8 protein-coding genes and 2 pseudogenes are annotated in these 11,787 nt (G+C 73.3%); 2 read left to right on the top strand and 8 right to left on the bottom strand.

Features of this window, described 5'->3' with window-relative positions; translation table 11 throughout:
- Window positions 1-138: 138 nt before the first annotated feature.
- The 6 genes and pseudogenes from AB0J21_RS11260 to ssd form a co-directional block, all read right to left on the bottom strand.
- A pseudogene (locus AB0J21_RS11260) lies at window positions 139-456 on the bottom strand (TadE family type IV pilus minor pilin); the annotation flags it as partial.
- A 136-nt stretch (window positions 457-592) separates the two neighbouring features.
- Window positions 593-1,108: a DUF4244 domain-containing protein gene (locus AB0J21_RS11255; protein ID WP_363145750.1), complete on the bottom strand. Its 516-nt coding sequence runs from the start codon at window positions 1,106-1,108 to the stop codon at window positions 593-595.
- Window positions 1,109-1,247: 139 nt separating this feature from the next.
- Window positions 1,248-2,093, bottom strand: a complete 846-nt coding sequence (locus AB0J21_RS11250; protein WP_363145594.1) for a type II secretion system F family protein — start codon at window positions 2,091-2,093, stop codon at window positions 1,248-1,250.
- A 32-nt stretch (window positions 2,094-2,125) separates the two neighbouring features.
- Window positions 2,126-3,064 (bottom strand): type II secretion system F family protein, encoded by a 939-nt coding sequence (locus tag AB0J21_RS11245; RefSeq protein ID WP_363145593.1) that lies wholly within the window; start codon window positions 3,062-3,064, stop codon window positions 2,126-2,128.
- Window positions 3,061-4,239: a TadA family conjugal transfer-associated ATPase gene (locus tag AB0J21_RS11240; protein WP_363145592.1), complete on the bottom strand. Its 1,179-nt coding sequence runs from the start codon at window positions 4,237-4,239 to the stop codon at window positions 3,061-3,063. The genes AB0J21_RS11245 and AB0J21_RS11240 overlap by 4 nt, the downstream gene beginning before the upstream one ends.
- Before the next feature lie 488 nt (window positions 4,240-4,727).
- A pseudogene (ssd, locus tag AB0J21_RS11235) lies at window positions 4,728-5,771 on the bottom strand (septum site-determining protein Ssd); the annotation flags it as partial.
- Between the two features lie 715 nt (window positions 5,772-6,486).
- On the opposite strand from ssd, the gene AB0J21_RS11230 reads away from it, so the two are divergent.
- Window positions 6,487-7,320, top strand: coding sequence for an HAD-IB family hydrolase (locus tag AB0J21_RS11230; protein ID WP_363145591.1), 834 nt, complete (start codon window positions 6,487-6,489; stop codon window positions 7,318-7,320).
- Window positions 7,321-7,781: 461 nt separating this feature from the next.
- On the opposite strand, the gene AB0J21_RS11225 is transcribed toward AB0J21_RS11230, so the two are convergent.
- Window positions 7,782-8,606, bottom strand: a complete 825-nt coding sequence (locus AB0J21_RS11225; protein ID WP_363145590.1) for an oxidoreductase — start codon at window positions 8,604-8,606, stop codon at window positions 7,782-7,784.
- Window positions 8,607-8,707: 101 nt separating this feature from the next.
- Between AB0J21_RS11225 and AB0J21_RS11220 the strand changes: the two genes are divergently transcribed.
- Window positions 8,708-9,691 (top strand): ATP-binding protein, encoded by a 984-nt coding sequence (locus AB0J21_RS11220; RefSeq protein WP_363145589.1) that lies wholly within the window; start codon window positions 8,708-8,710, stop codon window positions 9,689-9,691.
- A 371-nt stretch (window positions 9,692-10,062) separates the two neighbouring features.
- On the opposite strand, the gene AB0J21_RS11215 is transcribed toward AB0J21_RS11220, so the two are convergent.
- Complete coding sequence (locus AB0J21_RS11215; RefSeq protein ID WP_363145588.1) at window positions 10,063-11,391, bottom strand: hypothetical protein; 1,329 nt, start codon at window positions 11,389-11,391, stop codon at window positions 10,063-10,065.
- Window positions 11,392-11,787: the final 396 nt, after the last annotated feature.

The following is an 11,787-nucleotide window of genomic DNA, read 5'->3' as shown; positions in this document are numbered from 1 at the left end:
CGGGCGGTCCGCAGCAGCCCCTGTCACCGCGACCGGACGGTCGGCGGCCGCCGAGGCCCCCGCGTCGCCGGCCGACGGGGAGTCCCGGCCCGTGCCGGCCGGTGCTGGGACCGGTTCAGGTGCACCGCCCGGCGTGGTGCCGACCGTCTCCTCCGCGAGGGCCACCGCCGTCGAACTGAGCCGGACCCCGAGCCCGCGCGGACCCGGCGCCTCGGCGCTGACGTGGACCCGCACCAGGTCGCCCTCCCTGCTGACCGTGACCTTCGCGCCCGCCGGTGCCGCGCCGCGCGCCGTGTCCAAGGTCTCCCCGCCGGTATCCTGGCGCGCCGCCGAGCGGGCCCCCGCTCTCGCCGCGTCGACGCACTGCACCTGGGCCGCCGCCGCGAACAGGGCCCAGACGAGCCCCATCGCGAACAGCGCGAGGAGGGGAAGCACCACGGCGGCCTCGGCCGTCACCGTCCCTCTGTCGTCCCCGGACCAGCGGTGACGACTCCGCCGTGGGCGGCCCGGGGGCCGGTGGGTGAACCGGCCCCCGGCCGACGCGTCGCGCCGGTGCCCCACTGCTCGGCCGCCGACGCCGTCCGCCGCCTCCCTAGCCATGGAGTGCCTTCGTGACCAGGGCCTCCAGCGCGGACCGCACGGCTCCGCCCGTCACGATCTTGTAGAGGACCCCGGCGAACCCGACCGCCGCGAGCAGTGCCATGGCGTACTCCGCCGTGGCCATCCCGGCGTCCTGGTGTGCCACCCTCCTGGCCCACCGCAGGCGCAGGGCGAGAAGCACCCTCTTCCTGCACACGGCCTCCCGGGCCCGCTCACGCGGAGGCGCCGCGGGCCGGACCCCGACCGGACGGAGCCGCGTCACCGGGCGGACGCCGGGCGGGCCGTCCGCGCTCCTCCTCCGCGCCACTGCCGGCAGCCTCCCGGCGCCCTTCGGCCTCGGCCTCGGCCTTCCGGCAAGCGTGGCGATCTCCGTACCGCGTCGTTCGCCCGTCCTGAGCCCGGCCGCGCAACGCTGCCCGTCCGCGCCCGTCCTGATGCCGTTCCTCACGGTGCCGCCCGTGTCCACCCCCGTCTTCGCCGTGTCCACCCTCGGCTTCGGCCTGTCCATCCCCGGCTTCGAGCTGTCCATCACTGTCTCCGTCCTGTCCATCACTGTCTCCGTCCTGTTCATTGCTGTCTCCGTGCTGCTTGAGTGCTGCCGAATACTGCTGACTGCCCGCTGCGGGTCGCCCGTCCGTACCTGCCGATCACGCCCCGTTCAGGAGTGCGCCGGCCAGGCCGATCAGGACGGGGGCGACCCCGACGACCAGGAAGGCCGGCAGGAAGCAGAGACCGAGCGGTGCGGTGACCAGCACGGCGGCCCGTCTGGCCCGTGCCGTCGCCGCGCGGTTCCAGCGCGCCCGGCAGTCGGCCGCGAGGCGGGTCACGGGATCGGCGGCGGGCGCCCCGGATGCGGTCGCCCGCTCCAGCAGCCGGGCCAGTCCTCCAGCCCCCGGCAGAGCCCCGAAGCCCGCCCAGGCACGGGCCGGATCACCCCCGAGCCGGATCTCCGCGGCGACCTGCGCGAGCCGGGTCCCCACAGGGCCTCCCAGCGAGTCGCCGACCGCCTCCGCGGCCTCCACCGGCCCGGCACCCGCGGCCACGCAGGCGGCCAACAGATCGGCCGCCAGCGGCATCTGCGCCGCGCACTCCGTACCGCCGGTGTCCGCCACCCCGTAGGAGGACCCGCCTACGGCTTTCCCGCTCCGGTGCATCCCGCCCGGGGGCCGGGCGCGTCGGCGCCGTACGAGGAACCCGCCCACGCATCCGGCGAGCACCCCCGTCACTCCCCCGACGAGGACGTAGCCGGCGGCGACCGCCCCCACCACCTCCGCCCAACCCCGCAGTCGGCCCGGCCCGCCGTGCTCCCCCGACAGTCGGGTCATGACCCGGCGCCACAACTCGGCCGAGTCCAGGAGCGCCCAGTGCGCCTCCACCCGTGGGCCGGCGTCGCCGCACAGGAGCCGGTCGGCCCTGCACCGCACCCGTCGCGTTCCGTACCGCTCAAGGGCCCACGCGAGGACCACCAGGACCGCGACCGTCCCCCACACCACCACCCCCAGCCTGTGGACAACTTCCGCGCCGTTCACCGGGCCCGCCCCCTACCGGCCCCGGTCTCCGCCCGGCGCACGAGCCCGAGCGCCCACCACAGGCCGACCGCCTCCAGCGCTCCCCCCACCCCGAGGCACATCAGGCCCGCCGAGGTGTGGAGCAGCACCCGCAGCGGATGCGCGCCGAGGGCCGTGCCCACCAGCAGGCCGAGGAGTGGAAGGCCGGCCAGGAGCACCGCCGTGGCCCGCGCCCCGGTCAACTGCGCCTCCAGATCCGCCCGCTGGTCGCGCTCGGCGGTGAGGGAACGCTCCAGCCGCTCCAGCCCGGCCGCGAGCCCGGCGCCCCGGTCCACCGCCACTCGCCAGCAGGCGGCCAGGCCGACCAGCCCCTCGGCGCCCGGCTCCCGGGCCGCGGAGCGCAGCGCCCGGGGGACGTCCCCGCCGAAGCGGGCCGCCGCCACCACGGACGCCTCCGCCCCGCCGAGCCCTCCGCACTCGCGCAGCGCCGTCAACAGCCCCGCCGCGGGCTGCCCACCCGCCCGGACCTCGCCGGCCAGCACCCCGCACAGGGCGATGACCGCGTCGGTCCGTACGCCCCTTGTTCTGCGCACGGCACGGCTTCGGCACGCCCGCCGCACAAAAGGCATGCTCAGGACGCCGAGCACGAGCGGCAGCAGGGACTCGGTGCCCGCGGCGGCCAGCACGCCCACGACCGGGCACCACCACTGCGGCCGCATCCGTGTGCGCACCAGGCCGATCGCTCGTTCCCGGGCCGGAGACGCTTGAGCGCCCTTCGGACCGTCCCAGCCGTCCGCGAACAGGCGCGCCGCGCGGGCGGGAACGGGATCGCGTCCCCCGCCCCGGAGCACGGCCACGGCCGCCACGGCCAACAGCGCGAGCGCCCAGGGCAGCGACGTGAGCTGCCCGGCCGCCCCGTTCAGCGAGTCGGCGCCGAGTTGTTCCCGGCCCGTCATGACGCCGGCTCCGCGCAGCCCCGCTCGTCCAGCAGTTCCCGCAGCCTGGGCCAGCCGGTTTCCCGGTGGAAGGCCCGCTCCCCCCAGCGCAGCGCAGGCACCGTACGCACGAACCCTGCGGAGTCCCGTTCCAGCACGCGGATCTCGGCGATCCTGCGCCGGCCCCTCCGGTCCCGCACGAGATGGATCACGACGGACAGGGCCGCGGCGACCTGGCTGTGCAAGGCCGACCGGTCGAGTCCGGCGGCCGTTCCGAGCGCTTCCAACCGGGCCGGGACATCCGACGCGGTGTTCGCGTGGACCGTGCAACAGCCGCCCTCATGACCTGTGTTGAGCGCCGCGAGCAGATGGACGACCTCCGCTCCCCGCACCTCGCCCACGACCAGCCGGTCCGGACGCATGCGCAGCGCCTGCCGCACGAGGTCCTGGAGCGCCACCTGTCCGGCGCCCTCCTGGTTCGCCGGTCGCGTCTCCAGACGCACCACGTGGGGGTGATCGGGCCGCAACTCGGCGGAGTCCTCCGCGAGCACGAGACGTTCCCGCTCCCCGACGAGGCCGAGCAGGGCGCTCAGCAGGGTGGTCTTGCCCGACCCCGTCCCGCCGCTCACCAGGAACGACAGCCGGGCCTCCACGAGGTCCCGTAGAACGGCGTCGCCACCGGGAGGTACGGTGCCGGCCTCGGTCAGCTCCCGCAGCGTGAAGGCCCTCGGCCGCACCACCCGCAGCGACAGGCACGTGGAACCGACCGCGACGGGAGGCAGTACGGCGTGCAGGCGGGTGCCGTCGGGCAGCCGGGCGTCCACCCACGGCCTGGCGTCGTCGAGTCTGCGTCCGGCCACGGCGGCGAGCCGCTGGGCCAGCCTGCGGACCGCGCCCGCGTCGGTGAACCGCACGCCCGTCAGCTCCAGCCCGCCACCCCGCTCGATCCACACCTGATCGGGCCCGGACACCAGGACGTCCGTGACCTCGGGGTCGGCGAGCAGGGGCTCCAGCGGCCCCGCACCGACGAGTTCGGAACGCAGCCGGTGGGCGGCGAACAGCACCTCGCTGTCCCCCAGCAACCGGCCCTGATCCCGCAGTGCCTGCGCCACCCGGGCCGGAGTGGGCTGCGCGCCGCGCTCGGCGAGCCACTGCCGCACCCCGTCGAGCAACGCTTCGGAGGTCGCGGTGCTCATACGCCGACACCGCCTTCGGCGTGCCCGCCCGGGACCCTCACCGTGGACGGCCGCGTGCCCGCGGGCCAGGCCCCCACCCGGCGAGGCCGAAGCCGCACCGTGGGCGCCCCGCCCACCGGGGCCCCTGACTCGACCGCCGCACCCACCGTGGCCCCGGCCGCCGCGAACGCGGGAGCGAGCGTCGCCCCACTGGCGTCACCGCGCACCCACGACGGCACCCGCGGCCCGCGAGTGAGGGCGCCGTCGGCGAACGCCGCCCGGTCACGAGCGGCCTCGGCGAACAGCTCCGGAGCGCGAGGCCCCTCGGCAAGCACCTCCGCAGTACGAGGCGCCTCGGCGAGCGAGACGGCTCCCGGGCCGGAAGCCTCGTCGGCGGGCGGCCACGACGCGGCACCCGGGAACCCACCGGCAGGTGGGGGCGGCGCGCCCACCCCGGGGGCCGCGACCGGGGACCGGTGCGGCCCCGCGTCCGGGCCGGACGGGGCCACCTGCGCCCAGAAGTCCCGGCAGAACCGGGCCAGGGGCCCGCGTGCGACCGCACCGGGCGGCCGCCCCGCCGCCTGAGCCTCCAACGAGGCTCGGTCGAAGGGAACTTCGCCGACCAGTGGCAGGTCGAGCAACCGCGCCATCGCCTGCGCGTCCAAGCCCTTGGCCACCGGGCCCGTACCCGCCGCCACGACCGCCCGTACGTCGCGCAGCACCGCGCCGACCGTGGCGGCGACCCTGCTGGCAGCCGCGAGGGCCCTCAACTCCTTGGGAACGACGAGCAGTCCGAGGTCGAGTTGGGCCAGGGCCTCTGCCGTCGTCTCGTCGAGACGGCGCGGAAGATCGACGATCACGATCCCGCCCCGCCGCCGGGCCGCCGCCAGCACCGCACGTACCGCCTCAGGGCTGATGGTGCTCGCCGCGCCACGGTCCCAGCTGAGCACCCGCAGCGCGTGCAGCTCGGGCAGGGACTCCTCCAGGGCGCCTCCTGCGACGCGCCCCCGCGAACGGGCGAAGGCGGGCCAGCGGAGGCCCTCAGCGGTCTCTCCGCCGAGCAGTACGTCGAGGCCGCCGCCGAGTGGATCGGCGTCGACGAGCATCGTGCGGCTGCCCTGCGCCGCCGCCGTGACCGCGAGCGCGCAGGCCAGCGTGGAAGCCCCCGCGCCACCTCTTCCGCCCACCACTCCGATGCTGAGCGCCGGCCGGGCCGCCCCCTCGGCGGCGTCGGCGATCCGGCAGGTCAGCCACTCCTCGGCCTCGGGCAGTCGCAGGACGTTCTCCGCGCCGATCTCCACGGCCCGGCGCCAGACCTCCGGTGCGCTCGCGTCCCGGCCGACCAGCAGGACCCCGCTCCTGCGGGCCGCCCGCCGCACCCGGGGCGCCGCGTCCTCCCCGACCAGCACCAGCGGAGGTGCTTCCCAGCCCCCGCGCGCCTCGGGAACCCCGTGGTGCACCTCCGGACGCACCCCCGCCGCCGCGCACAGGCGCAGCAGATCGTCCAGCAGGTCGAGGTCCTCGGTGACGATCAGCGGTCCCGGGCGCCGCATCCGGTCCGGCGGGTGTGCGGCCGCGCCGCCCGACCGAGCCGACCGCGACGGGCCGAGCGGCTCCGCGCCGCCCGCTCCCCCCGGCTTCGGGCCCCTGCCCGCGTTCCCGCTCGGAGTGTTCCGCCTGTTCTCTTCCATCCCGATTCACACCCTTGTCCGCGAGACCACGCGGGCCCCGCCATACGCACGTGAACATCCGTGAACTCCGCGAATTAGCTCTCCGGGGACCGCTCACGAACTCCGTGAACAGCCCGCCTTCTTCGCGAACGGGAATCACCTTGCGACGGCGAGAGAAATGATGTGGATCTTGGTCGAAAACTGTGGACAACTCGATGGTTCCGAATATCCCCATCACCCATACCGGTGACAACTCAAGGGTTATCCACAGATCGCCCCCAGCACCCCCACGCGACTACGGTGAGTGACATACTGGATTCACGGCGCACACGCGTCGGCGCGGAACAGAGCGGCCCACAAGGCGGCGAGGAGGGAGGGGATGTGACGCGTCAACGGAGCAAAACACCCGAAATGGGTTCGGACATGCGACGACCCCCGCCGGGGGGGAGAGCGGGGGTCGTCTCCACGGCCGACTCGGGGGGGGAGGAGTCGGGCCGGGTTGACCACGGTCGCGAACGATCCGTGACTTCCATGGTGTACCCGAGAGCCTTCTCAGGCAAACCCACACGCCACACCTTACGCCGAATGGTGGGCGCCTATGCTCGGGCATGTGGAAAACCACTCCTTGCCGCGCACCGCAGCCTTCTTCGACCTGGACAAGACCGTCATTGCGAAGTCGAGCACGCTCACCTTCAGCAAGTCCTTCTATCAAGGCGGTCTGATCAGCCGCCGGGCAGCACTGCGGACGGCCTACACGCAGTTCGTCTTCCTGGTCGGCGGCGCCGATCACGACCAGATGGAGCGGATGCGCCAGTACCTGTCCGGGCTCTGTCGCGGCTGGAACGTCCAGCAGGTCAAGGAGATCGTCGCCGAGACCCTGCACGACCTGATCGACCCGATCATCTACGACGAGGCGGCCTCGCTGATCGAGGAGCACCACGCGGCCGGCCGCGACGTGGTGCTCGTCTCGGCCTCGGGCGTCGAAGTCGTGGAGCCGATCGGGGAACTCCTGGGCGCCGACCGCGTGGTGGCCACCCGCATGGTCGTCGGGGAGGACGGCTGCTTCACGGGGGAGGTGGAGTACTACGCGTACGGGCCGACCAAGGCGGAGGCCGTGAAGGAACTGGCCGCCTCCGAGGGCTACGACCTCTCGCGTTCCTTCGCGTACAGCGATTCGGCGACCGACCTGCCGATGCTGGAGGCCGTGGGGCACCCGGCGGCCGTCAACCCGGACCGCGCCCTGCGCAAGGAGGCGGTGGCCCGCGACTGGCCGGTGCTGGACTTCCACCGGCCGGTACGGCTCAAGAAGCGCTTGCCCCGGTTCCCCGCGCCGCGACCCGCGCTGTTCGCGGCAGCCGCGTTCGGAGCGGCGGCGGCCGCGGGCTTCGTCTGGTACGCGGGCCGACGCCGGAACGCTCTCGCCTCCCGCTGACACACCCCCGGCAGGCACCACCAGAGCCAGGCCCGGCAGGGGCCGCCGGGGGCATCGGCACGGCGTGGCCCGGCACCCCTCCGCCGCCCCACTGTCGTACGCCCGCGAGGAGGAGTACAAAGGAAGCAACGGCCCGCGAGACCAGGGACATCCGCGAGGAAGGCCTGTTACGCAGGACGGCCCCACGGACCGCGCGGACCGCCGGGTACCCAAGCGACGTTCACCCGTCGACTACGGGAGCCGCACCAGGAGCGGACGAAGACTCCGGCCTGATGGGGTACACGAAGGCGCCTGTTCACCCGACGGCCGCGGAGCGGTGCGGCGGTGCGCCTCCTGTTCGTGCCGTCGCACCCTCCTTCGCCGAAGGCGCTTCCAAAGAAACCAGGGCGCTTCGACGGCGCGGGGAAATGCGCCACACGCCGCCCGCGGGTCGCCCGCGAGCCGCGCGCCGACGGTCCGCCTCAGGCCGCGCCCCGCTGGAGCGCCTCGCACACCGCCGTCGACTCCCTCGCCCCCAGGGCGACGGCGCGTGCGCAGTGCCCGATCCAGGCGGCCATACCCTCGGCCGTACCCGAGGCGTAGCCGGCCAGGGCGCGCGTGTACGCCTCGGCGCCCAGCTCGGCGTGGCCGACCTCGGCAGGACAGATGGCCTTCGGGTCGAGTCCGCTGCCGATGAGGACGATGCGCTCGGCCGCGCGGGCGACCAGCCCGTTGCGGCTGCCGAAGGGGCGCAGGGCGAGCAGTTCGCCGTGGACCACGGCAGCGGTGACCAGGGCGGGGGCCGAACTGCCCGCGGTGATCAGACCGGCGAGGCCCTCCAGCCGGGCGGCCGTCTCGTCGGCGTCGGGCAGCGGCAGGTCGACGAGAGGTTCGTCAGCGACCTCGCCCGCCAGCCGCGGCCGGCCCACTTCCGGTGCCTCGGTCGCCTCGGCGACCATGTGCAGCCGGGCCAGCACGCGCAGGGGGGACTGCTTCCAGATCGACAGGAGCTGACCGGCCTCGGCACACAGTCGCAGCGCCGCGCCCATGGTCTGCGCCTCCGGTTCGGAACCGAAGTCGGTGCGGCGCCGCACCTCCTCCAGCGCCCAGTCGGCTCCCGAGAGCGCGGCGGAACCCCGGGCCCCGCGCAGCGCGGCCTCGGAACTGATCTCGTTGCTGCGCCGACGCATGACGCGGTGCCCGTAGACCCGGTCCACGGTCGTGCGGACGGATTCCACGGCTTCGGCGACCCCGGGCAGGTCCACGAGGGGGGCGAGCGGATCGGCGGCCGCACGTGTCGTACTCATGAGTGCGACAGTACGCAGTCCGGCACCGGACCCCTCGAAGGAGTGGTGTTCTTCACTTCGATGCGGCACGGTGGGCGATCATCCCACTACCCTTGGTGAACATGAAGATCGCTTTCGTGGGGAAGGGCGGCAGCGGCAAGACGACGCTGTCCTCGCTCTTCATCCGCCATCTCGCCGCGTCCGCCGCACCCGTCGTCGCCGTGGACGCCGACATCAACCAGCACCTGGGCGTAGCCCTCGGGCTCGACGAGCAGGAGGCGGCCCGGCTGCCCGCGATGGGCGCGCGACTGCCCCTCATCAAGGAGTACCTGCGGGGCAGCAATCCACGGATCGCCTCCGTCGAGACGATGATCAAGACGACGCCACCCGGCTCGGGCTCCCGTCTCGTACGCGTACGTGAGTCGAACCCGGTGTACGACGCGTGCGCCCGCGGCCTGGCACTGGAGGGCGGGGAGATCCGGCTCATGGCGACCGGGCCGTTCACCGAGTCCGACCTCGGCGTGGCGTGCTACCACTCGAAGGTCGGGGCGGTGGAGCTTTACCTGAACCACCTGGTAGACGGCCGGGACGAGTACGTTGTGGTGGACATGACGGCCGGTTCGGACTCCTTCGCCTCGGGCATGTTCACCCGTTTCGACATGACCTTCCTGGTCGCCGAACCGACCCGCAAGGGCGTCTCCGTCTACCGCCAGTACAAGGAGTACGCGCGGGACTTCGGGGTCGCGCTGCGCGTCGTGGGCAACAAGGTGCAGGGTCCGGACGACGTGGAGTTCCTGCGCGAGGAGGTCGGCGAGGACCTGCTGGTCACCGTCGGGCACTCGGACTGGGTGCGGGCGATGGAGAAGGGCCGGCCCGCTCCCCTCGCGCAGCTGGAGGAGCCCAACAGGACGGCGCTGCGCACGCTTCAAAGGTGCGCGGACGCCGCGTACGGGCAGCGGGACTGGGAGCGCTACACGGGTCAGATGGTCCACTTCCACCTGAAGAACGCGCGCAGTTGGGGAAACGAGAAGACCGGCGCCGATCTGGCCGCACAGGTCGACCCCGCCTTCGTCCTGCACGAGCGGCGGGCCGCGCAGCCGGCCTGAGCGGGGCGGGAGGGCGGCGGCGGTCCGGGCAACCGCCCCGGCCGCGCCGGCTCCCGCACCCCGCTCGTCAGACGCCGCCGGGGCACGACCCGTCGGGAAGGCGAGCCGAGGGAACACCCGAGCCGCCCGGAAGACCCGGCAGCGGGAGAGCAGCTCGATGGCAGCGGAAGGCGGCTCACTCACCGGCTGACGACTCCCAGCGGCTCCCCCGGGCGTCGCCCTGTCCCCCGCCCCGCCCGAGTTCACCGCCTCGTCCGCCGCCTGCGGCTGACCGGCCGTTCCCGACTGCTCGGCCCGCTCCGGCCGGCCGGGCCCGCCCGACTGCCCGGCCTTCCCCGACCGCTCAGACTTCGATCGACTCAGGCTTCGGCCTACTCAGGCTTCGATCCGGCCTTGCCCGTCCTTGCGGCGTCGCCCGTCAGTCCGGCGTCTCCGGTCCTGCCGGGATCGGCCGCGGGTGGAGCTGCGAGGAAACGCTGCCAGCCGCCCTGAGGTGCCTGGCCGACTTCGAGGCCACGGAGTTTGGCCAGGGTCGCGGGGTCCTGTGCGTCGAGCCAGTCGGCGAGCTGTCGGAAGGAGACGCAGCGGACCTCCTTCTTGTGGCACACGCTCTTCACCGTCTCCTCGACGGCCCGCATGTAGGTGCCGCCGTTCCAGGACTCGAAGTGGTTGCCGATGATCACCGGGGCGCGGTTGCCCTGGTAGGAGCGCTCGAAGCCCTTGAGCAGCCCGTCCCGCATCTGGTTGCCCCAGAACTCGTGCTGCGCGGGGTCCCCCTTGGTCGTCCCCGACTGGTTGACGAGGAAGTTGTAGTCCATGGAGATGGTCTCGAAGGCACGGCCCGGCACGGGCACGAGGTGCATCGAGAGGTCCCACATGCCCTGCTTCTTGTCGGGCCAGACCTGGTTGCGCACCCCGCTGGTGTCGTAGCGGAAGCCCATCTCCCGGGCGGCCGTCATGAAGTTCTCCTGCCCTTCGAGGCAGGGGGTCCGGGCGCCGACCAGCTCCTTGTCGTAGTCGAAGGGCAGCGGATCGGCCTTGCGCTGGCCGGTGTTGCTCTTCCAGGTCTTGACGAAGCTCTTGGCCTGGTTGATCTCGCTGCGCCACTCGGCGACCGACCACTCCCCGACGCCCCCGCCCTTCCCGCAGAAGTGGCCGTTGAAGTGGGTGCCGATCTCGTTGCCCTCCAGCCACGCCGCGCGCAGCTGGGTCACGGTGTCGCGGATGCCCTTCTCGTCGTTGAAGCCGATGTCGGAGCGGCCCGGGTCGTGCATCGGCGGGTGGTACATGTCGCGCTTCTCGGAGGGCAGCAGGTAGACGCCGCTCAGGAAGAACGTCATGGACGCGTTGTTCTCCTTGGCGACCTTGCGGAAGTGCGAGAACAGCTTCTGACTGTCCTCGCCCGCTCCGTCCCACGAGAACACGACGAACTGTGGCGGGCGCCGGCCCGGTCTGAGCTTCTGCGGCTGGGCCGGCTGGTGCGGCTGGAGGCCGGTGAAGGCGGTGGAGCCGTCGCCGATGAGGCGTACGGCGTTCTTGGGCGCGGGCGCGGGCTCCGCGTTCTCCTTGGCGCCCGACGCGCCCTCGCGCGCGTGCTTCTCCGTCTCCTGGGGACTGTCGCCGATTCCGCACCCGGCCAGCGCCGTGGCGCAGGCGGCGGCCAGCGCGGCCGCCGCGGCGATCCTCTTGGTGGCTGCCATGACGGCCCACCTTCTTTCTCGGGTCGTGCTCTGAGGCCGCACCGACGAGGGCCCGGCGCTGTGCGGGTGCCGGTCCGGCCGAGGTCGGCGCCAACCTCACACGCCCCGCCGACCTGTCATGTCCTGACAAGCCGTACAAAATTACAAATAACTCCTTGGAGTGAATTAATGATCCGTTTGCCCCGATAATCCACAACACTTCTTTACTCTGAATTACGGTTCATTTACCGAACGTTGAACCAACCCAGAAACATGTAGGAAACACACAGCACCGCTCAAGGACCGCCGACACCACCCCCGCGCGTCCTACGCGCAGCGCACCCGCTTTGCGCATCCCGCCGCTGTACGCCGTGACCCACGGCCGCGTCCCAAGACCGCGACCGCGCAGCCCCGGAG

The sequence above is a fragment of the Streptomyces sp. NPDC049954 genome (genome assembly GCF_040656295.1).
GTDB lineage: Bacteria > Actinomycetota > Actinomycetes > Streptomycetales > Streptomycetaceae > Streptomyces.
The sequence above is the reverse complement of the archived record's forward strand: the minus strand, read 5'-3'. Positions and strand labels throughout refer to the sequence as shown.